The organism is Aeromonas sp. MR7, from assembly GCF_963899385.1.
Classification (GTDB): Bacteria; Pseudomonadota; Gammaproteobacteria; order Enterobacterales; family Aeromonadaceae; genus Aeromonas; species Aeromonas bestiarum.
Genome location: NZ_CAWQXH010000021.1, coordinates 389293 through 409718, shown reverse-complemented (window position 1 = coordinate 409718; position 20426 = coordinate 389293). Strand labels below are relative to the sequence as shown.

Annotated in this window: 22 protein-coding genes; 9 read left to right on the top strand and 13 right to left on the bottom strand. The window is 62.7% G+C overall.

Going from position 1 to position 20426, the window contains the following annotated elements:
• Nucleotides 1-467: 467 nt before the first annotated feature.
• The 4 genes from AACW87_RS13680 (at nucleotide 468) to AACW87_RS13665 (ending at nucleotide 4807) form a co-directional block, all read left to right on the top strand.
• The gene (locus tag AACW87_RS13680) at nucleotides 468-1442 is read left to right on the top strand and encodes an L-tyrosine/L-tryptophan isonitrile synthase family protein (protein WP_241325222.1); all 975 of its coding nucleotides are present in this window, start codon (nucleotides 468-470) and stop codon (nucleotides 1440-1442) included.
• Between the two features lie 10 nt (nucleotides 1443-1452).
• Nucleotides 1453-2328, top strand: a complete 876-nt coding sequence (locus tag AACW87_RS13675; protein ID WP_241325221.1) for a TauD/TfdA dioxygenase family protein — start codon at nucleotides 1453-1455, stop codon at nucleotides 2326-2328.
• Nucleotides 2328-3611 carry a glycosyltransferase gene (locus tag AACW87_RS13670; protein WP_241325220.1) on the top strand — a complete coding sequence of 428 codons (1284 nt, stop codon included), beginning with the start codon at nucleotides 2328-2330 and terminating at the stop codon, nucleotides 3609-3611. Before AACW87_RS13675 ends, AACW87_RS13670 begins: the two co-directional genes overlap by 1 nt.
• Before the next feature lie 269 nt (nucleotides 3612-3880).
• Nucleotides 3881-4807 carry a L,D-transpeptidase family protein gene (locus AACW87_RS13665; protein WP_043135772.1) on the top strand — a complete coding sequence of 309 codons (927 nt, stop codon included), beginning with the start codon at nucleotides 3881-3883 and terminating at the stop codon, nucleotides 4805-4807.
• A gap of 72 nt (nucleotides 4808-4879) precedes the next feature.
• Here the strand turns inward: AACW87_RS13665 and AACW87_RS13660 are convergent, their stop codons facing one another.
• The 6 genes from AACW87_RS13660 to fldB all read right to left on the bottom strand — a co-directional run bounded on the left by AACW87_RS13660 (nucleotide 4880) and on the right by fldB (nucleotide 9547).
• On the bottom strand, nucleotides 4880-5179 hold the full coding sequence (locus AACW87_RS13660) for a type 1 fimbrial protein (protein ID WP_172955291.1): 300 nt from the start codon (nucleotides 5177-5179) through the stop codon (nucleotides 4880-4882).
• Between the two features lie 231 nt (nucleotides 5180-5410).
• On the bottom strand, nucleotides 5411-5785 hold the full coding sequence (locus tag AACW87_RS13655; protein ID WP_103471231.1) for a VOC family protein: 375 nt from the start codon (nucleotides 5783-5785) through the stop codon (nucleotides 5411-5413).
• Between the two features lie 149 nt (nucleotides 5786-5934).
• On the bottom strand, nucleotides 5935-7275 hold the full coding sequence (locus tag AACW87_RS13650) for a TldD/PmbA family protein (protein ID WP_241325219.1): 1341 nt from the start codon (nucleotides 7273-7275) through the stop codon (nucleotides 5935-5937).
• Entirely contained in the window at nucleotides 7275-8675 is a 1401-nt protein-coding gene (locus tag AACW87_RS13645) for a TldD/PmbA family protein (protein ID WP_241325218.1), read from the bottom strand. The genes AACW87_RS13650 and AACW87_RS13645 overlap by 1 nt, the downstream gene beginning before the upstream one ends.
• Nucleotides 8676-8864: 189 nt before the next feature.
• Nucleotides 8865-9014 (bottom strand): hypothetical protein, encoded by a 150-nt coding sequence (locus tag AACW87_RS13640; RefSeq protein WP_445206855.1) that lies wholly within the window; start codon nucleotides 9012-9014, stop codon nucleotides 8865-8867.
• Nucleotides 9015-9028: 14 nt separating this feature from the next.
• Nucleotides 9029-9547, bottom strand: a complete 519-nt coding sequence (fldB, locus tag AACW87_RS13635; protein ID WP_042867526.1) for a flavodoxin FldB — start codon at nucleotides 9545-9547, stop codon at nucleotides 9029-9031.
• Nucleotides 9548-9754: 207 nt separating this feature from the next.
• Between fldB and xerD the strand changes: the two genes are divergently transcribed.
• Nucleotides 9755-10666: a site-specific tyrosine recombinase XerD gene (xerD, locus tag AACW87_RS13630; protein ID WP_241325217.1), complete on the top strand. Its 912-nt coding sequence runs from the start codon at nucleotides 9755-9757 to the stop codon at nucleotides 10664-10666.
• Between the two features lie 66 nt (nucleotides 10667-10732).
• On the opposite strand, the gene mscL is transcribed toward xerD, so the two are convergent.
• A complete protein-coding gene (gene mscL / locus AACW87_RS13625) occupies nucleotides 10733-11140 on the bottom strand; it encodes a large-conductance mechanosensitive channel protein MscL (RefSeq protein WP_005317444.1) in 408 nt (135 codons plus the stop codon).
• A gap of 260 nt (nucleotides 11141-11400) precedes the next feature.
• On the opposite strand from mscL, the gene AACW87_RS13620 reads away from it, so the two are divergent.
• From AACW87_RS13620 to nqrE, 4 genes are all read left to right on the top strand, one after another.
• Nucleotides 11401-12117 (top strand): disulfide isomerase DsbC N-terminal domain-containing protein, encoded by a 717-nt coding sequence (locus AACW87_RS13620; RefSeq protein WP_043555080.1) that lies wholly within the window; start codon nucleotides 11401-11403, stop codon nucleotides 12115-12117.
• Nucleotides 12083-13813 (top strand): single-stranded-DNA-specific exonuclease RecJ, encoded by a 1731-nt coding sequence (gene recJ, locus AACW87_RS13615; protein ID WP_241325216.1) that lies wholly within the window; start codon nucleotides 12083-12085, stop codon nucleotides 13811-13813. The genes AACW87_RS13620 and recJ overlap by 35 nt, the downstream gene beginning before the upstream one ends.
• Before the next feature lie 251 nt (nucleotides 13814-14064).
• Nucleotides 14065-14508, top strand: coding sequence for a hypothetical protein (locus AACW87_RS13610; protein WP_240485592.1), 444 nt, complete (start codon nucleotides 14065-14067; stop codon nucleotides 14506-14508).
• Nucleotides 14509-14662: 154 nt separating this feature from the next.
• Complete coding sequence (gene nqrE / locus AACW87_RS13605; RefSeq protein ID WP_042867538.1) at nucleotides 14663-15262, top strand: NADH:ubiquinone reductase (Na(+)-transporting) subunit E; 600 nt, start codon at nucleotides 14663-14665, stop codon at nucleotides 15260-15262.
• 41 nt (nucleotides 15263-15303) lie between these two features.
• On the opposite strand, the gene AACW87_RS13600 is transcribed toward nqrE, so the two are convergent.
• The 6 genes from AACW87_RS13600 to AACW87_RS13575 form a co-directional block, all read right to left on the bottom strand.
• Nucleotides 15304-15876 (bottom strand): RBBP9/YdeN family alpha/beta hydrolase, encoded by a 573-nt coding sequence (locus AACW87_RS13600; protein ID WP_241325215.1) that lies wholly within the window; start codon nucleotides 15874-15876, stop codon nucleotides 15304-15306.
• Between the two features lie 137 nt (nucleotides 15877-16013).
• Nucleotides 16014-16517: a GNAT family N-acetyltransferase gene (locus AACW87_RS13595; protein ID WP_241325214.1), complete on the bottom strand. Its 504-nt coding sequence runs from the start codon at nucleotides 16515-16517 to the stop codon at nucleotides 16014-16016.
• Between the two features lie 163 nt (nucleotides 16518-16680).
• On the bottom strand, nucleotides 16681-17646 hold the full coding sequence (gene lipA, locus AACW87_RS13590) for a lipoyl synthase (RefSeq protein ID WP_042867544.1): 966 nt from the start codon (nucleotides 17644-17646) through the stop codon (nucleotides 16681-16683).
• Between the two features lie 85 nt (nucleotides 17647-17731).
• A complete protein-coding gene (lipB, locus tag AACW87_RS13585; protein WP_241325213.1) occupies nucleotides 17732-18421 on the bottom strand; it encodes a lipoyl(octanoyl) transferase LipB in 690 nt (229 codons plus the stop codon).
• 93 nt (nucleotides 18422-18514) lie between these two features.
• Nucleotides 18515-18778 (bottom strand): DUF493 family protein YbeD, encoded by a 264-nt coding sequence (gene ybeD, locus AACW87_RS13580; RefSeq protein WP_042867550.1) that lies wholly within the window; start codon nucleotides 18776-18778, stop codon nucleotides 18515-18517.
• A gap of 279 nt (nucleotides 18779-19057) precedes the next feature.
• A complete protein-coding gene (locus tag AACW87_RS13575) occupies nucleotides 19058-20248 on the bottom strand; it encodes a D-alanyl-D-alanine carboxypeptidase family protein (RefSeq protein ID WP_043555087.1) in 1191 nt (396 codons plus the stop codon).
• Between the last annotated feature and the right edge of the window lie 178 nt (nucleotides 20249-20426).

Genomic DNA, 20426 nt, shown 5'->3' with positions numbered 1-20426 from the left:
CCCACCCGCCACTCTCCGTCTTGATGACCAGAGCCAGCTTTTGTTCGTCCGCTTAATATGCAGCTGGATAATTGTTTGCGATATTTAAAGCGAAATGGTCAGCATTATCGGCATGAAGAAATATCACTATTAAGTTGAGCTAAATAATCCACGAGTCAAATTGTGACTGAATAATAAAGCCGGTGGGGAACTTTCCTGACTGGTGTTTTTTAATACGCCAAATTATTCATTAAATCTGTTTTTATTCATATGCATAGAGTGAGTTAACTTATGCGAAATAGATTATTAGCGCTGGGTTGAATCTCTTTACATTAATGGCGAATTGATAGCCTGACTTCATCTCGGCTACTGTCCCCTCTCGATTCGTTTGGGTAGCAAACGGATACGCCAATAATAACGACAGAAACTGGACGCATTGATAAAGAGTCATCTTTATTGATTTTAATCCTGCCAAAGGAGCCGGAATAATGAGTGGTTTATCTTCCCATCAAATTGCCCGTGAGATATTTGCCGAGTTGTTGCCCTATCGTCGCCGCTTCCCCGATCCCATTCTGGATCGACACAGCGAAGAGAAGGAGGTGGCCGCCATCCAGATCCCCCGGCTGCAGGCCTTCATCGAGCGGGGCGAGACCATCACCTGCGTCTTGCCCGCCTTCCCCACCAAGTCACCGAACCCGAACAAGGTGCTGGGCACCCTGCCGGACATGGCGGAGCGCCTCTCCCTCAGCTTTCTCAATCACCTCTGCCAGCGCATCCAGCTGCACTACAGGCCCGGCATGCGGATCCTCATCTGCTCGGATGGCCACGTGTTCGGTGACCTCATCCGGGTGCCGGATCCGGCCATCGATGCCTATCAGGCCCATATCGAGCAGCTGATCCTGGAGCTGGGGGCGACCCACCTCGGGGTCTTCCACCTGGGGATGGTGGCGGGCATGGCCGAGTTTTGCGCCAGCCGCGACTTCGACACCCTGCGTGAACAGCTGGTCGAGCGCTATGCCGAGCCGCTGGCGCAGATCAGTGAAGAGGTGAAGACCACCGAGGAGGGGGTTCGTCTCTATCGCGCCATGACTCGCTTCCTCTATGAAGACAGCCAGCTGCCGGACACGCCACTCTCCAACACGGCGCTGCAGCGGGATGCCAAGGCGCGCACCCATGCCGTGATCCAGCGCAGCCGCGCCTGGGGCAACTTGCTGGCTGAGCGCTTCCCCGAGGCGATCCGTCTCTCCATCCACCCCCAGGCCAGCCACAGCCTGAAGATGGGCATTCACATGCTGCCGACCCGGGATGACTGGCTTACCCCCTGGCACGGGGTGGCGGCCAATCTGGATGGCCAGTTCGTGCTGATGAAACGGCGCGACGTGCTGGCTCTGGAGCATGAGCTGGTCCACATCCATGGCCGTCCCAGTCACTACCTGATCCACAGCAAGCAGGCCGCCGCCTGAGGAGTTCACCATGACAGCATCCATCATTCCCCTCGGCGGCGAGCACTGCCGCATTCACCCCCAGGCCCCCTTCGGTCTGCTGATCGAACCGGCCCGGGAGGGGCAGGCTGTGCAGGCCCTGCCGGTCGAAGCGCTGTGTGAACTGGCCCGTCGTCACGGCGTGCTGATCCTGCGCGGATTCGAGTCCGGCTTCACCGACCCAGAGCGGCTGACCCGCTACGGCGAGGCGTGGGGCGAGATCATGATGTGGCCGTTCGGCGCCGTGCTGGACGTGAAGGAACACGAGAACGCCACCGATCACATCTTCGATTCCAGCTATGTGCCGCTGCACTGGGACGGCATGTACAAGCCGACCCTGCCCGAGTTCCAGCTGTTTCACTGCGTGCACGCCCCGGCTGCCGACGAGGGGGGGCGCACCACCTTCATCAATACTCGCCAGTTGCTGGTGGATCTCGATGGCGAGCGGCTGGCCCGCTGGGAGCGGATACGGATCACCTATCGCATCAAGCAGGTGGTGCACTACGGCGGCGAGGTGAGCTCGCCCCTGCTGGTGCCCCACCCGGTGAGCGGCGAAACCGTCATGCGCTACAACGAGCCGCCGCGCGAGGGGGTGCGCTTCCTCAACCAGCATGCGCTGCAGATTGAGGGGATCCCGCCCGATGAGCAGGACGCTTTCCTGCAGGATCTGCACGAGCGACTCTACGATCCGCGCTACTTCTATGCCCACCAGTGGCAGCCGGGAGACGTGGTGATCGCCGACAACCTCGGCCTGCTGCACGGGCGGGAAGGCTTCACCGCCCGCTCGGCGCGCCACATCCAGCGGGTCCACATCCAGGCCAGCCCGCTCTGCTTCAACCCGGCGCTGGCGCCGCAAGGAGCGGCCTGATGGCGACCATTTTGCTGGCGGCCACCGCCACCCCAGGCCACGTCAACCCCATGCTGGCGGCGGCCCGTCTGCTGGTGGGGGAGGGGCACAGGGTGCTGATGTTGTGCGGCGCTCTGTTCGAGCAGCGCATCCGCCAGAGCGGCGCCGAGTTTGTGCCCTTCTCCCCCGAGCTGGATTTTGACTACCGGGCGCTGGAGCAGCACTTCCCCGAGCGGGCCAGCCTGAGCGGTACCGCCCAGATGGCGCTGGCGCTCAGGCGTTTCTTCGCCGCGCCCATCCCGCAGCACGACCGCCGCTTGCGGGCGCTGATCGCGGAAGAGGGGGTGGATCTGCTGCTGGTGGAGAACGGCTTCTACGGTGTGCTGCCGCTGTTGCTGCAGGCGCGCAGCCGGCGCCTTCCCATACTGATGCTGGGGGTGAACCCTGTCTCCTTCTCGAGCCCGGATGCCATCTTCTACGGCCCGCGCATCGCCCCCGAGCTGCGCCGCTCCCTTGGCGAGCGGCCCTGGCTGGATGAACAGACCCGGCGACTGCAAAGGGAGGTTCAGCAGTGCTTCGATACCGCGCTGGCCGAGGCGGGGGCGTCGCCGCTGACGGCCCCCTTCACCGATGTGATGGTGACGGCGCCGGATGCCTTCCTGCAACTCTCCTGCGCCGGTTTTGAATATGAGCGACCGGAGCTGGAAGGGGTGATCCGTTATGTCGGCCCCCTGCTGCCACCCCGGATTGAGCTGGTGCCGCCGCCCTGGTGGGAGCAACTGGATGAACGGCCGCTGGTCATCGTCAGCCAGGGCACCCTGGCCAATGTGGATCTGGGGCAGCTGCTGATCCCGGCCATGCGGGGGTTGGCGGGTGACGAGCTGCAACTGCTGCTGACCACGGGCGGGCGGGATCCGGCGCTGCTGGGTCCATCCATCCCCGCCAATGCCATCGTCACCGAGCATGTGCCGTTCGAGCTGGCGCTGCCCCGTGCCGCCGTGCTGGTGACCAACGGCGGCTATGGCTCTGTGCAGGCTGCACTGGCGCACGGGGTGCCGCTGGTGGTGGCGGGCACGGGGGAGGACAAGGCCGAGGTAGCGACCCGGGTGGCGTGGAGTGGCGTTGGCATCAATCTGCACAGCAACGAGCCGATGGCAGAGGCCGTGGCCGCCGCGGTGCGCAAGCTGGTGCACGAGCCGCGCTATCGGGCACGGGCGCGCCTGCTGGCCGACGAGATGGGAAGGCTGGATGCCAGGGCCGCCATCGCCGGGGCGGTGACGACTTTGCTCGCCAGCCCCCGATAACGGAGGGAGGCCGATCTGGCCTCCCTTTTTGTTCAGCTTCTGCTCAGTTTGCGGTTGTTAGCCTGCTTGCCAGCTAAAGAGCAGGCGCCGGCGGCGATGGATGCACTTTTTCATGCAAAAAGAGCCATCCCGACGTTGAATTTTTGGCCGACTCAGGAAAGAATGCGCGCTCGGTTATTGACCTCGGGCGCAGGGTGACTCGTCAGAGGCCAGACCGAGGATGACACGGCCCCCGGCCAACTTGGTACAGGAAACCACACAGGAATTTTATGAATCCCCTTCGCACTGCCGCTTCGGCCCTTTTATGTACTCTGACGCTGGTCAGCCATCAGGCCGCCGCCGTTGAATACACACTGCCCGCGGCCAACAGCCGCCTGATCGGTGAGAACCAGGAATACGTGGTGCCTGCGGACAACCGTCCGCTGGAGCAGATCGCCTCCGACTTCCAGTTGGGCCTGACCAACATCATGGAAGCCAACCCGGGCGTCGACCCCTATCTGCCGACACCGGGCAGCAAGCTGGTCATCCCCCATCAGCTGATCCTGCCGAATGCGCCCCGTGAAGGGATCGTCATCAACGTGGCCGAGATGCGCCTCTACTACTACCCCAAAGGCAAGAACGTGGTGGAAGTGCTGCCCATCGGCATAGGCCAGCTGGGTGTGAATACCCCGGAAAACTGGATCACCAAGGTGGAGCGCAAGCGCGCCAACCCGACCTGGACCCCGACCGAGAACATCCGTCGCCGCTACGCCGCCCAGGGCAAGACACTGCCTGCGGTCTGGCCGGCCGGTCCGGACAACCCCATGGGTCTGCACGCCCTCTACATCGGCAACCTGTATGCCATCCACGGCACCAACGCCACCTTCGGCATAGGTCTGCGGGTGAGCAGTGGTTGCGTGCGTCTGCGTGCCGACGACATCAAGTACCTGTTCGACAAGGTTCCGGTCGGTACCCGTGTCCAGTTCGTCAACCAGCCGGTCAAGTCCACGGTCGAGCCGGATGGCGGTCGCTACATGGAAGTCCATGAGCCGCTGTCGCGCAACGAGGAGGAGTTCAACTCCACCACGTCCGTGCCGCTGCCCATGACCCCGGCCATCACCCGCTTCATCGCCCACATGGACAGCGACTCCAATGTGGTCAAGCAGGTGCTGGAACAGCGTACCGGCATGCCGACCCGTCTCAACCCGCAGGCCTGATGGCCCGGGAGACCCGGTAATGAACAACGGCGACCTTGTGGTCGCCGTTGTTGTTTCTGGCCTTGGTGAGAGCTATTCGTGGCTGATGGTGATCACCGCCATGGTATGGCGCGGGTCAATCCATCGACAGGAAACCTGGCTGCTGGCGAGACGCAGTGGCGACTGCTTCGCCAACTGCTGCAGATTGAGTGTCTCTGTGGTTTGCGCTGGGCCCGAGAGGCAGGTGACCTGCATCTGATCCTGTTGCTGCTGGATACGGCAGGCATCTTCCACTATGGCTCCGCTGAAGCTGATGCGTCCCGTACTGGTCGCCGGCACCGCCTGTGCCGTGGAGATGGTGGCGAGGGTGAGCGCCACTGCGATTGTCTTCATGCAGACCTCCTGATTGTCTTGCACGTTGGTAGGAAACCACTTTTTCATTGCCTTGCACTGTCACTATCGACCTGATCAGAAGGGAGCTGAGCGTTATTTGACCGCTTGCCATGTCGCCCGGCGCTGGCGGGTTGACTGAAAAAAAACAGGGCAACCCAGAGGTTGCCCTTGCTATGGCCGCCGGCTGCGGGTGACAAGGCCGCGTGCATCCAGACGCGGCGCTTATCTTGCTCAGGGGGTGGGAGGGGCGTAGAGGGCAAGCCAGTTGCCTTCGGTGTCTTCTATGATGACCCGGGATCCATGGCCGCTGCCGATGCTGTGCAAGGGTTCGAGCACGCGTCCGCCGAGCCTTGGGACCATCTCTTGCGCCGCTTGCAGCCTGTCTCCGAGGGAGAGATAGATGAGAGGACCAGTGCCGCCCGGCTGGTGGTATTTATCCATGGGGCCGAGGCAGGCCGCCGCGTTGTTGCCATCGTGGCGCAGCATGGCGAAGCGTATCTCCTCCTGTATCGGCGTGACCGGCACGTCGAGCAGGGCCGAGTAGAAGGCCATGGCGCGATCCAGATCCCGTGTCGGAATGTCGGCCCAGACCAGGGTATTGTCCATCTTGGTGATCTCCAGATGTTACCGGCCGATGCGGCCGGTGGCTCTTAGAGGGTAGGAGTGGCCACCGAGGGGCGCCAGAGGCAAAAAAACGGCGCCTGATGGCGCCGTTTTTGGGTGGGGAAGTGAAGTCTTTTCCCCTCGATATACAGTTACTTGCCTGCGATGTTCAGCCCGCCAAAGCGGATGAGGGGCGCATAGAAGCCCTTGCCATCGTCATGGTGCAGCCGATCGCCGACCGCCTCCAGCTCGCCCAGCAGGCGATAGAAGTTGCCCGCCACAGTGATGCCGCGCACCGGCCGGATGCGAACGCCGTCCCGGCACAGGAAGCCCGACGCCCCGAACGAGAAGTCGCCGCTCACCGCATCGGCACCGGAGTGCAGACCGTCCAGCTTGACCAGTTCCAGATACTCGCCGGTTTTGACCTCGGCCTCGCTGTGGGGGCCTGTGCCAAACACCAGGTGGCGCGCCGTCACATCCAGCGCGCCGCGGGCACTGCGCGCTGCCGCGCCGTTGCTGGCCAGGCCGAAGTGGTGGGCGGTGGCGCTGTTGTGCAGCAGCGTCTTGAGCTCGCCCTCGCCAATCAGCAGCAGATCCGAGGTGGGGGCCCCTTCACCGTCAAACGCCTTGATGTTCATGCCGCCCGGCATATAGGCCCGGCTCTCCAGGGTGAGCCAGCGGGAGGCCACAGACTGGCCCAGCTTGCTGCGCCAGGGGTTGATCCCCTGCTGGGCCCACTTGCCCGACAGCGCCGCCTGGAAGCAGCCAAACAGGCTGGCGAAGCAGTTGGTGCTGAAAAGAGCGCTGTAGTGACCACTCGGCACGGCTTCCCCCGGCAGCAGGCCATCGGCCACGGCATGGATCTGCGCTATGAGGGACTGGCTGTCGAGCTCGTCGAAGCGACGGCCATACTGCCCCTGGGAATGCATGGACTGGCGGCCAGCCCGCTCGATCAGCGCCGAGGTGTAGCAGCCGACGCTGAATTCACTGTGCTGGCAGCGGCTGCCCAGGCTGTTGGCGAGCCAGAGCTGGCTCTCCCCCTCGAAGAAGCTGTTGTAAGGCGCGCCTGTCACGTCCGGCAGGGCCAGCATGTCTGCCTCGAGGCGCAGGGCCAGGGCGATTTTCTCCTCCGCCGCCGTGGTGTCGGGCTGGTTTATCTCGGCGCAGTCGGTGGTGATCCGGCTGTTGGCCACCGAGATGCGCTGATCCGCATCCAGCTTGGCGAAGCGGCTGGCATCGAGCGCATCCTGCAGCATGGCATCCAGCGCCGGCTCATCCAGGGATTCCGAGTAGGCGATGCCGACCCGGCCATCCTTGATGAGGCGGATGCCGAGCTGCTGGCTGCTGGTGACCTTGTATTCACCCAGCTCGCCCTTGTCGGCCTTGAGGGAGAAAGCCTTGTCCCGATTGGCTATGATGTCCGCCTCGGCATTGATATCGGCGACCTTGTCCAGCAGGCGGGTGAGCAGAGTATTCATATCGAGTTGGCTCATCAGGCGTTCCCTCCGACCAGAATATTGTCGACCTTGAGTGGTGGCTGGCCGACGGACGCCGGGATCGAGCCTGAGACAGAGCCGCACATGCCGGCAGCGATGGCGAGATCGCGGCCCACCATGGAGATCTCTTTGAGCACCTGGGGCCCTGTGCCGATCAGGGTGGCCGACTTGAGCGGCCGGGTGATCTTGCCCCCCTCGATGAGGTAGGCCTCCTGCACGTTGAAGTTGAATTCGCCTGTGCCCGGCTGCACAGATCCGCCGCCCATCCGCTTGGCATAGATGCCGTGTTCCACCGTCGCCAGCATCTCGTCCAGGCTGTGGCTACCCGCCTCGATATAGGTGTTGCGCATGCGCGACGCCGGGGCGAAGCGATAGGATTCGCGTCTTCCCGAGCCGGTGCGGGCGTAGCCGGTTCTAAGCGCCCCCATGCGATCGACCAGGAAGCCGGTCAGCACGCCATCCTTGATGAGCTGGGTGTGCTGGGTCGCCATGCCCTCGTCATCGACGTTGATGGAGCCCCAGGCGTTGCCCTGCAAGCCTTCGTCCACCGCGTTGACCACGGGGTTGGCGATGAGCTGGCCCATCTTGTCGTGGAACACCGAGGCCTTCTTGGCCACCGAGGTGGTCTCCAGCAGGTGGCCGCACGCCTCGTGGAAGATGACGCCGCCAAAGCCGCTCTCCATGATGACCGGCAGGGTGCCGCTCGGGCAGGGGGCTGCGCCGAGTTTCACCAGCGCCTGGCGGGTGGCGGTGAGGGCCAGCTCGCGCGGGTCTATGAGGGCCGCGTGTTCCCAGCCCATCATGGCGCCGGGGGCCTCGTAGCCCACGCTCTGCTCGCTCCCTTCCATGGCTATGGTCTGGGCCATGATGCGGTTGTAGTGGCGACGATCGGCCACTTGCAGCCCTTCGCTGTTGAAGATCTCCACCTCCTGCTCCCAGCCCAGGGCATTGCCCGAGAACTGGCTTATCTTGACGCTCTCGGCGCGGGCCGCGGCATCCATGGCGTGCAGATAGGCAATCTTCTGCTCCAGCAGCTTGTCGGCACCGAGCGGCAGGGTGACCGGGTTGCGGTCCGTGAAACGGCTGAAGTCGAAGGCGGTGGCGATCACCACTGGGTCGCGTCTGTCCTTGGCCGCCAGCAGGGTGACGATGCGCAGCAGCTCGTTGCGATCGGCCAGGTTGGTGTAGCCGTAGAGCACCTTGTGGCCGTAGCACAGGCGCACGCCTATGCCGAAATCGAGGCCGCCGCTGATATTTTCGATCTGGCTGGAGAGCAGGCTGAGCTGGCTGCGGCGCTTGCGCTCCACAAACAGCTCGGCGAAGTCGGCACCGAGCGCCAGCGCGTGATCGAGCACGTCGCGGGCAATGGCGGGGGCCAACAGGGAGAATGAGGTCATAGAATATCCTTTTCTGGTCTGTTTCCTGTTTGCTTCCGACACCCGTTCTGATTGTGTTATGGGGTGTCGATTGCATTGTTGCAGACCAGCACAAAAAAGTCGCTATAGCGTCATGCGATGATACCGATTGAGAAAATCGGTGCGATTCGTGCGCCCGGCGGCCCAGCTCCAGGCCACCGGCAGGAGAGGTTAGAGCCGCTCGTGGATCTCGCCGAGGATCTGGTCGACCCACTGTTCGATGCGGGATTCGGTCTGGTCCCATTGGCTGGCGTCGTCGAGGACCAGACCGACGCAAGATGACGGCCATCGTCGATCCGCATCCAAGGGGGCATCGAGCATGCAAGCCACCTGGATCAGAGCAGCTCGTGGATCTCGCTCAATATCTGGTCGACCCACTGTTCGATGCGGGATTCGGTCTGGTCGTACTGGTTGGCGTCATCGAGCGCCAGGCCTACGAAGTGACGGCCATCGTCGATCAGCGCCTTGGAGGCGTCGAACTCGTACCCCTCGCTGGGCCAGTAACCCACCAGCTTGACCCCCTTGGGCACCAGCTGATCGTGCAGCAGGCCGAGGGCATCCTGATACCATTCGCCATAGCCCAGCTGATCGCCCAGGCCGAACAGGGCTATGATGCGCCCCTCCAGATGGACATCCTTGATGTCCTCCCAGCGGGATTCCCAATCTTCCTGCAGTTCGCCAAAGTCCCAGGTGGAGATGCCCAGGATCAGGATGTCGTACTCCTGCATGCGGATGAGGGGCACATCCTTGATGTTGTGGAGATCGACCAGCTCCGGGCCTATGAGGGCGCGGATCTTCTCGGCGGCCATCTCGGTGTAACAGGTGGTGGAACCGTAAAACAAACCTATCTTCATCGCACTGTCCTTACCGTAAAACAGATAGCTCTTTATCCTGGCGGCGCGTGGGGCTGGCGCGCGCGGAGGCAGCAGGGAGGGGCGCCAGTTTAACAGATTGCCCGGCACCCTTCACGGGGCAAGCGTGGTGCTGGCCTCATCAGATCCCGCTGTCGCCCGGCGCCGGGCGCGCTACAATGGGCCACCGTTTGCCCAAGACCCAGTACCATGACCAAGCCAGCGCCTGCCGTGCACAATCATCCCCTGATCGAACCCTTCCTCGACGCCCTCTGGCTGGAGCGGGGTCTGTCTGACAACACTGTCAGCTCCTATCGCAGCGATCTGGAAAAGTTTGCCCTCTGGCTCGATGAGCAGGGCAGCTCTTTGCTGCTGGCCGGGATGGACGAGATCCAGCACTACCTCGCCTGGCGGGTGGATCACCAGTTCGCCGCCAGCAGCACGGCCCGCTTTCTGTCTGCCCTGCGCCGCTTTTATCAGTATCTGAACCGCGAAAAACTGCGCAGTGATGACCCGACCGTGCTGCTGGAGGGGCCCAAGCTGCCCAAGAAGCTCCCCTCCGATCTCAGTGAAGGGGAGGTGGAGGCGTTGCTGGCGGCACCGCAGGTGGACGATCCGCTGGAGCTGCGGGACAAGGCGATGCTGGAGCTGCTCTACGCCACCGGGCTGCGGGTCTCCGAGCTGGTGGGGCTCACCGCCGAGCATGTCAGCCTGCGCCAGGGGCTGGTGCGGGTGGTGGGCAAGGGCAACAAGGAGCGGCTGGTGCCCATGGGGGAAGAAGCTATCCACTGGCTTGAGCGTTACTACCGGGAGGTCCGCACCCTGCTGCTGGGGGGCATCAGCTCGGACGTGGTGTTCCCCTCCAGGCTGGCCCGCATGATGACCCGCCAGACCTTCTGGCATCGCATCAAGCTCTATGCCCTGCGCGCCGGGATCCAGGGCGAGCTCTCTCCTCACACCCTGCGCCACGCTTTTGCCACCCATCTGCTCAACCACGGCGCCGATCTGCGGGTGGTGCAGATGCTGCTGGGTCATGCGGATCTATCCACCACCCAGATCTACACCCATGTGGCGAACGAGCGACTCAAGGCGCTGCACGGGGAGCACCACCCCCGCGCCTGAGCCGTCGACGCGCAACAAAAAACCGCCCGAGGGCGGTTTTTTTAAACACACGACAGGAGTTGGCGCTTATTTTCCCTGCTGGGATTTGAGCAGATCGCGGATTTCGCTCAGCAGCTCCTGATCCTTGGTGGGACCGGCGGGAGCGGCTGCCTCTTCCTGCTTCTTCTTGAGGGTGTTGATGGCCTTGAGCCCCATGAAGATGGCGAAGGAGATGATCAGAAAATCTATGATGGTCTGGATGAACTTGCCGTAGGCGATGACCACGGCCGGGGTGGCACCCTCGGCGGCCTTCAGGGTCACGGCGAGATCGCTGAAGTCCACTCCTCCCAGGATCAGACCAATTGGCGGCATGATGACATCACCCACGAAGGAGGAGACTATCTTGCCGAAGGCGGCACCTATGATGATACCGACCGCCATGTCGATGACGTTGCCCCTGGCTGCAAAGGCCTTGAACTCTTGAATCAGACTCATGTTTCCCTCCAAAAATGGGCAGAGTGCGGCCGCTGCCGCACCAAGGTTTGAATAATAAAGCATCAGGAAAACAGAGGGATGACCGTCTTGTTTCCTGTCGTCACGGTTAGCTTGCTGGGCCTCTGCCCAATTGGCAACCTGTCAGGGAGGGATTTTTTTGTAGCCCTCGCTATTAATCAATCAGTAATTAACAGGTTGAGGCCAGTATATGGCCTGAGTTACCTTGTGAGTCCATTCGTTCATGCCAAGTGAGTAAAAGAGTGAAGCATTTACTACTGGGAATGATGCTGCTGTGCACCTTTGCTGCCAGCGCGGGGATGGATCCCCAATTATTGAAACAGCGTATAGAGCAGCGGCTCGGGGTTCAGGTCTATCTGGTGGATGCGACCCCCATGCCCGGCCTCTTCATGCTGGGCACCAGTCAGGGGCCGCTCTATGCCGATGCCAAGGGAGACTATGTGCTCCAGGGCATCATGCTGGATCTGGGCCACGACATGAAAAACCTCACCATGCTGGGCCAGCGTCAACAACGGCAGCGGGCCCTGACCCAGATCGGCGAACGGCGTATGCAGCTCAAGGCGGTGCCCGAGCGTCACAGCATCACACTCTTTACCGATCTGACCTGCCGCAGCTGCCGTACCTCGCTCGATGAGCTGCCCATACTGCAGGCGCAGGGGGTGAGCGTGCAGCTGTTGCCAGCGCTGAGTACCTTCGCCGATCTGGCCGAGGCGCAGGCGCGCTGGTGCGATCCCGCTCTGTTCAGTGAACTCAGTCTCAGTGATCGTTTGCCTGCGGCCGGTTGTAATGAGATCCTTGCCCATCATATCGGCCTGAGCCAGTGGCTCGGGATCAAGGCGCTGCCGAGCTGGGTCCTGCCAAACGGGGATCTGGTACGGGGTTATCAGAGCCCTGAACAACTGCTCAAGATACTGGATCACATCAATGCCCCTGCAAATCCGTCGTCGTCCGCGAGTTGATGATTCCCATCTGCCCGCCACCCTGCATCCACTGCTTCGTCAAGTCTTCGCCAGCCGTGGCGTAGAGGATCCCGTCCTGCTGGAGCGCAGTGCAAGCTCGCTGCTGCCACCCCAGCGCCTGTTCGGCATGGAGCAGGCGGTGCCGCTGCTGGCGGCGGCGCTCATCGCCCAGCAGCGCATCCTGATCGTCGGTGACTTCGACTGCGACGGCGCCACCAGCTCGGCCCTGTGCGTGCTGGCGCTGCGGACCATGGGTGGCAAGCACATCGACTTTCTGGTGCCCAACCGCTTCGAGTTCGGCTACGGCCTCACCCCCGAGATAGTCGAGCTGGCGGTGGCACGCGGCGCCGAATTCCTCATCACGGTAGACAACGGCATCTCCAGCATCGCCGGGGTGGCGGCGGCCAAGGCGGCCGGCATGCAGGTTCTGGTCACCGATCATCACCTGCCGGGCCAGGAGCTGCCTGACGCCGATGCGATAGTGAACCCCAACCAGCACGGCTGCGACTTCCCCTCCAAGTCCCTGGCCGGGGTGGGGGTGGCCTTCTATCTGATGGCGGCCCTCAACACCCACCTGCGTCAGCTGGGCTGGTACGAGCGCCAAGGCATTCGCGCCCCCAATGTGGCGGATTATCTGGATCTGGTGGCGCTTGGCACGGTCGCCGACGTGGTGGCGCTGGATGGCAACAACCGCATCCTGGTGCACCAAGGGCTGCAGCGGATCCGGGCCGGCCGCTGCCGTCCCGGCATCCAGGCGCTGGTGGACGTGTCGGGCCGCGATGGTCGCCGCCTGTGCGCCGCCGATCTCGGTTTTGCGCTGGGGCCGCGCCTCAACGCCGTGGGCCGGCTCGATGACATGTCCCTCGGGGTCGCCTGTCTGCTCAGCGATGACATCAATCTGGCGCGCCAGCTCGCTTCCGAGATGGACAGCCTGAACCAGGAGCGCAAGGAGATCGAGCAGGGGATGCAGCAGGAGGCGCTCGCCACCCTGGAGCAGATCCGTTTCCGGGACGGCGAGGTGCCCTCCGGCATAGTGCTGCACAGAGACGAGTGGCATCAGGGGGTGGTGGGGCTGGTGGCCTCCAAGGTGAAGGAGCAGTACTACAGACCGGTGATCGCCTTCGCCGAGAGCAGCGAGACCGAGCTCAAGGGCTCGGGTCGCTCCATCCCCGGCGTGCACCTGCGCGATGCCCTCGAGCTGCTCGATACCCGTCATCCGGGCCTGATGGGCAAGTTTGGCGGTCATGCCATGGCGGCCGGGCTGACCCTGCCCAAGGCCAATGTCGAGGCGTTCGGCCGGGCCTTCGAGGCGGTGATAAGCGAGCTGGTGACGCCGGAGCTGCTGACCGGGGTGCTGCTCACCGACGGTGAACTGCTGCCCGATGAGCTCAGCCTTGAGCTGGCGGAGCTTATTCGCGCCTCCGGCCCCTGGGGTCAGGCCTTCCCCGAGCCGCTGTTTGACGGCGAATTCGTGCTGGTGCAGCAGCGGCTGGTGGGGGAGAAGCACCTCAAGATGATGCTGACCACGGATTCCGGTCATGCGGTGGATGCCATCGCCTTCGGGGTCGATCTCAAGCGCTGGCCGGACGCCTCGGTGAAGCGGGTGCGGCTGGTCTATCGGCTCGATGTCAACGAGTGGCGCGGCAACCGCAGCGTGCAGCTGCTGGTGGAGCATCTGGAGGCGGCCGGTCTCTAGCCGTTGGTCGCTTGTCAGCTGTCTTGTCACGGCCATCCCTCGGGGTGGCCGTGTTGTTGTGGGCGGTTGCACTTCGGGGCACATAGTGAATGTACCCTTCGCTCATGCTGGTTTTAAATTGCCGGCTTTATTGATAACGAGGGTTTTTAGTATCAATTCACGCTGATTTGCAGGGTTTCAAATTCAATAAAAAGATGGATTGTGATATATTCGGCCTCGCTGAATCCTCTTTTCAAGAAGGGACTGCCCGCTTGTCACCCTCTGGCCGACTCTCGACCTGGGCGATGGCTCTCGCCATCGCCAGTCTGCTGTGGCTTGCCGCCTTCGCCGCGGCAGAGGTCGGTGCAGCCGTTCGTCAGGCCTCGGTCGGCCAGGGCGCCGCGATGCAGTTGCACGAGCCGTCCGATCCCGGGTTCGTCAACAGCGTCAGCCTGCCGCCGGGCGGCCAGTGGCGGCTCAGCTTCGAGCAGGGGCGGCGGCTGGAGAGCGCCGGCCACCCCGAGCTTTATCAGATGCTGCTGGCCTGGTTCCAGCACGAGATCCTGGGTCTGCTCTGCGGCCTGCTGTTCTTCCTGCCCCTCATCTACCTCAGGCAGCTGTCCGATTATTTCGGTTACCTGCACAAACGCCTGCTGGTCTGCCATCACCTGCAATTTCGCTTCTGCCACGGCCACTCGCGTCCGGCTTGCTGCTGAGCGCGCACCGGATCCCGGCGTTTCCCCGTCGACTGACTGTTTGACCCCTCTGCCGGCTGACGCCTGCGATCGGTTGCCGCGCCTTGTTGCCCCTGCTATCCCACCCGCCGTGCGGGAGCCGGGCCCTTATCTGCACAAGCTGTGAGCCGATCCGATGGATTATTATGTAAACCTGTTTATTCAGTCGATTTTTGTCGAAAACCTGGCGCTGGCCTTCTTTCTGGGCATGTGTACCTTCCTGGCCGTTTCCAAGAACATCAATACCGCCTTCGGCCTGGGCCTGACGGTGCTGGTGGTCATGGTGATCGCCATTCCCCTCAACAACCTGATCTACCGCCATATCCTGCGGCCCGAGAGCACCTTCCTCGGCGAGTTTGATCTCAGCTTTCTCGATTTCATCGTCTACATAGGGGTACTGGCCGCGCTGGTGCAGGTGATGGAGATGGTGCTCGACAAGCATTTCCCGGCGCTCCATCACGCGCTGGGCATCTATCTGCCGCTCTTGACTGTGCACTGCGCCATCTTCGGCGGCGTCATGTTCATGGCCCAGCGGGATTACGATTTCATCGAATCCATAGTGTATGGGGCGGGTTCAGGGCTTGGCTGGTTGCTGGCCATCGTCGCCATCGCCGGCCTGCGCCAGAAGATGAAGTATTCGGATGTACCCGAGGGGCTGCGCGGTATCGGTATCACCTTCATAGTGGCCGGGCTGATGTCGCTCGGCTTCATGTCCTTCTCCGGCATGTCGCTCTAGGCACGCCACCAGTGAAAACGGCCACTTGCGTGGCCGTTTTGCTATTCGTCGGCGGCTATCATCCCCAGCAGCCGGTCGTGGACCAGCGGCAGTGTCAGGAAGCCGTCCCGGTCGAGGAAGTGGCCACCCTGCTCCAGGCTGTAGAGCGGCGCGGCCAGCTGCTCGCTCAGGTGCTGGCAGTAGCGATAGGGCACTATGGCATCGTCGCGGGAGGCAACCACGACGCGTTGGGGAGCCAGGGTCATGATGTGCGCCGGGTCGTAGCCCGGCTGCATGAAGGGATCCAGCTCCGGCAGGGTGTGCAGCGGCTGGTCGAAACCGGACACCAGCAGGATCCCGCCCACCCGGCGGGAGGCGGGCAGGCGGCTGAGCTGACGCAGTATGGCGATGCAGCCGAGGCTGTGGCCCAGCAGGAAGGTGCGCTCATCGTGATCCCGCACCAGGCTGTCCATGGCGGCATCCCAGGCGGCCGGTTCCGGCCGGTGCGGGTCCGGCATGGTCAGCACCTCGACCTGAATGTCGCGGGTTTCAAGTTTCTCCTTGAGCCAGGGGAACCAGTGGGACTGGGGGGAGGCAGTGTAGCCGTGCACTATGAAGACGCGGGTGTGTGACATGAGCATGATCCTGAAACGGGCAACAGGGAATGAAAAACCGTGCCGCTGCGGCAACTGGCCGGGGCGGCCACATAATACCAGCGCCCCTGGGTGCCGACACGCCCCCGTCCGGGTGATACAGGGGAGGGGCAAACCGCTCAGTCCAGCCGCTTGGCCATGTTGTAGCCGGTGATGGCGAAGCCCGCCTCCTGGTAGAGCGCCAGGGCACGCGGGTTGTCGTACGCGACCCGCAACTTGATCTGGCTGATGCCACTGGCCCTGAGCTCGGCCTCCAGCACCGCCATGGCGGCCTTGCCGATGCCCTGGCTGCGGTGAGCCGGCGCGACATAGAAGTCATAGATAAAGGTGGCGCTGGCATCGGGGTCGATGGCGTGCCAGAGATAGCCCAGTGGCTGCACCTCTGAGGTCGCAACCGCTTCCTCTTCGCTTGCGGGCAGGATGCAGAGCAGGCTGTGGCCGGCGGTGGCTACCCCCTGCGGCAGGGAGTGCAGCAGGGAGGCCTCGGCCTTGCGACGGGCGGTGGCGAGATCATGGCCATGATTGCTGGCAATATCCTGCGCGTAATCCTCGATGAAGTAGGTGCAATAGGCGGGGTAGTGGGCCTGGCTCATGGGGAGCAGGCGAACGAGAGGGGTTGGCATACTGCACATCACTCAAAGGGAGAAGGGGGTTCACGTTAACCCGGCGGCGAAGTGAGCGCAAACGGCGCAGGCTGTTGTCGGGTGCCGGAACGGCGTCAGCCCGCGGCTGGCCCATAAAAAAGAGCGCCCAAGGGCGCTCTTTTTTGACCAGGGGTGGATGAGGTCATTTCACCTCTTCGCCCTTGGCTTGCAGGTCCGCATGATAGGAGGAGCGGACGAAGGGGCCGCAGGCGGCGTGGGAGAAGCCCAGCCCCATGGCGACGTCTTTGAGCTCGTCAAACTCTGCGGGCGGCACGTAGCGCTTCACCGGCAGGTGGTGACGGCTTGGCTGCAGATACTGACCCAGGGTCAGCATGTTGACGCCGTGCTCGCGCAGGTCGGTGAGCACCTGCACTATCTCTTCGTTGGTCTCGCCCAGACCCATCATGACACCGGACTTGGTCGGTACATGGGGGTGCATCTCCTTGATGCGACGCAGCAGCTCGAGGGACCACTTGTAGTCGGCGCCGGGGCGGGCGACCCGGTACATGCGCGGGGCTGTTTCCAGGTTGTGGTTGAACACGTCAGGGGGCGTCTCGCGGAACACCTCCAGCGCCTGCTCCATCCGGCCGCGGAAGTCCGGGGTCAGGATCTCGATGCGGGTCTGCGGGCTGTGCTCGCGGATCTGCTTGATGCAGTCGGCGAAGTGCTGGGCACCGCCGTCGCGCAGATCGTCGCGGTCCACCGAGGTGATGACCACGTATTTCAGCCCCATCTCCTTGATGGTGAGTGCCAGCTTGTGCGGCTCGTCGGGATCCAGCGCCAGCGGGCGGCCGTGGGCCACGTCGCAGAAGGGGCAACGACGGGTGCAGATGGCGCCCATGATCATGAAGGTGGCCGTGCCGTGGTTGAAGCACTCGGCCAGGTTGGGGCAGGAGGCCTCTTCACACACTGAGTGCAGCTTGTTCTTGCGCAGCGTGCTCTTGATGTGCTCGATCTTCTGGCTCGACGGCGGCAGCTTGATCCGCATCCAGTCCGGCTTGCGCAGCACTTCCTCGTCGGGATCCGGCATGAATTTCACCGGGATCAGGGCCATCTTGTCGCCATCGCGCAGCTTGACGCCCGGCTCCATACGAACGGGTTTGCTCATGATTCACTCTCGGTGTTTGTTATTGTTTGGTAGATAGCCGTCGGGGTCATCTCTGTGCCCTCATGGCCACGCAGCATGGGCTTGCTCATGCCGCCTCTTCGGTATGGGTGATCGTCTCATAGCCAATCAGGCTGGCCAGTTCGGCCACCAGAATGGCCTGCGCCTCGGCCACGCTCTGCGGGCCGCCCAGGGCGCTGGTCTGGGTCATGGCCATGCCCGCATAACCGCACGGATTGATGCGCAGGAAGGGGGTCATGTCCATGTTGATATTGAGTGCCAGGCCGTGGAAGGAGCAGCCCTTGCGGATGCGCAGGCCCAGCGAGGCCAGCTTGGCTTCTGTCTGCAGCGAGGCGCCAAGCTCGCTTTTCACGTAGACGCCGGGGGCGTCGGGCTTGGCATAGGCCTCAATACCGCTCCTGGCCAGGGTCTTGATGATGGCGGTTTCCAGGCAGGTCACCAGCTCGCGCACCGTGAGCTTGCTGCGGCGCACATCCACCAGCACGTAGAGCACCAACTGGCCGGGGCCGTGATAGGTCACCTGACCGCCGCGATCGCTCTGCACCACAGGGATGTCGCCCGGGGCGAGCAGGTGCTCGGCCTTGCCGGCCTGGCCCTGGGTGTAGACGGGGTCGTGCTCCACCACCCAGAACTCGTCCGGGGTGTCGCTGGTGCGGCTGTCGGTGAAGGCCTTCATGGCGTCCCATACCGGCTGGTAGGGGCGGCGACCCAGGTGTCTGACGAGCAGCTGTGGCTGGGCGGGGATCTGGGGTGACATCTTTTCCTCACAGGCTGGCGCTTGAGTCGGCACCATGGGTCAGCGCTCGGGGGTGACGCAAAATCAATCGCCCCTGGCGGGGCGAGAGAGAAATTACAGTACGTATTTCACCAGCTCGATCTTGCCAAGGGCATGGTACATAGCTTCGATGTGCTCTTTGCTCTGGGCTGTCACGGTTACGCGGACCGAGTGGTAGTTGCCCTTGGAGCTGGGCTGAACGGTCGGGCTGTAAGTGCCGGGGGCGTGTTGCTGCAGCACTTCAACCACCTGATCCGGCAGGGCCGGGTCGGCAATGCCGAGCACCTTGAACGGGAACTTGCAGGGGAACTCCAGCAGTTCATCAAACTTGGTATTCATCTACTCACCTTTTGGCGTCATCACGGGATGACTTCATCTTTAATCTTGCGTGGCTGGTGGCCTATGGCTCATCAGGCCGTCATGTACAAGTCTATATGGGCATAGCCCGGGCAGAGATCAAGGCCCGGGCCGCGCGACAAGACATGGAGATGCTGCTTTTTACCACAAATCGCCAGTCGGCGGAACCTGCAGATTGCAGGGTTATTCGCTGGTATGACCGGGTAAAGACAGCAGCGGCGCCTGTTGGCGCCGCTGTTTGGTCAGGATTGTGCGTCTCTCTTACTTGAACCAGCTGGAGACCAGCATCACCAAGTAATCCCACAGACGGCTCATCAGTCCGCCTTCCTGCACCTCTTCCAGCGCGACCAGCGGAACCTGCTTGATCTCTTTGTCGCCCTGCTTGAGGAACACGGTACCGACCCGTTGGCCCTTGGCCAGCGGGGCTTTCAGTTCGCTCTCGAGCTGGAAGTCCGCCTTCAGGTTGTTGCCCTGACCACGGGTGACCAGCACGGACACGTCCTTGTCGACACCCAGTTTCACTTCAGACTTGTCGCCCATCCAGATCTTCTGGGTGACCAGCTCGGTGCCGGCCTTGTACGGGGTCAGGCTCTGGAAGAAACGGAAACCGTAGGTGAGCAGCTTCTTGCTCTCGGCGGCGCGGGAACCCTCGCTGCTGGCGCCCAGCACCACGGCGATCAGGCGCATGCCTTCGTTGTTGGTGGCGGAGGAGACCAGGTTGTAGCCGACCTGGCTGACGTGGCCGGTCTTAATGCCATCCACTTGCAGGGATTGATCCCACAGCAGGCGGTTGCGGTTGTGCTGGGTGATACCGTTGAACACGAAGGATTTCTGGGAGTAGATCTTGTACTCCTCAGGCAGATCGCGGATCAGGGCCTGACCCAGACGGGCCATGTCGTGGGCGGTACTGTAGTGGCCTTCCGCATCCAGACCGTGCGGGTTCATGAAGTGGCTGTCCTTCATGCCGAGCTTGGCGGACCAGGAGTTCATCAGGCTGGCGAAGGAGTCTGTGCTGCCGGCCAGGAATTCGGCCATGGCGACGCAGGCATCGTTGCCGGACTGGATGATGATGCCCTTGTTGAGGTCATCGACGGAGACCTGCTTGCCCACCTCGATGAACATCTTGGAGGAGTCGGTGTAGTTCTTGGACCAGGCGTTCTGGCTGATGGTCACCATGTCGGTGCGCTTGATGTTCCCCTTCAGCAGCTCCTGGCCGATGATGTAGGAGGTCATCATTTTGGTCAGACTGGCGGGCGGCAGACGCTCTTCGGCGTTCTGCTCGGCCAGCACCTGACCCGAGTAGTAATCGATCAGAATATGGGCCTTGGCGGAGATCTCCGGCGCGGCGGGAACGACCATGGGGGTTGCGTTCGGGGTCGGTACAGGCTGGTTGGCCTGGGCGGTGGCGCTTAACAGGGAGGCCAGAATAACTGAACGGGCAAATTTGGACATCTTGAAATTCCTGGAGCCTGGATGGGGGTAACCCAAGTTAAAAATGCGGGCTTCACTATACCAGAAGCGACCGTCGGTCATAGTCCGACGTGCCATCTGGTCTGGTTTTTTATCCATCGGGAGCCGTCGTCACGCCGGGAAACGACGTGACGACAGGTGCCCGGCGGTGGCTCACCCG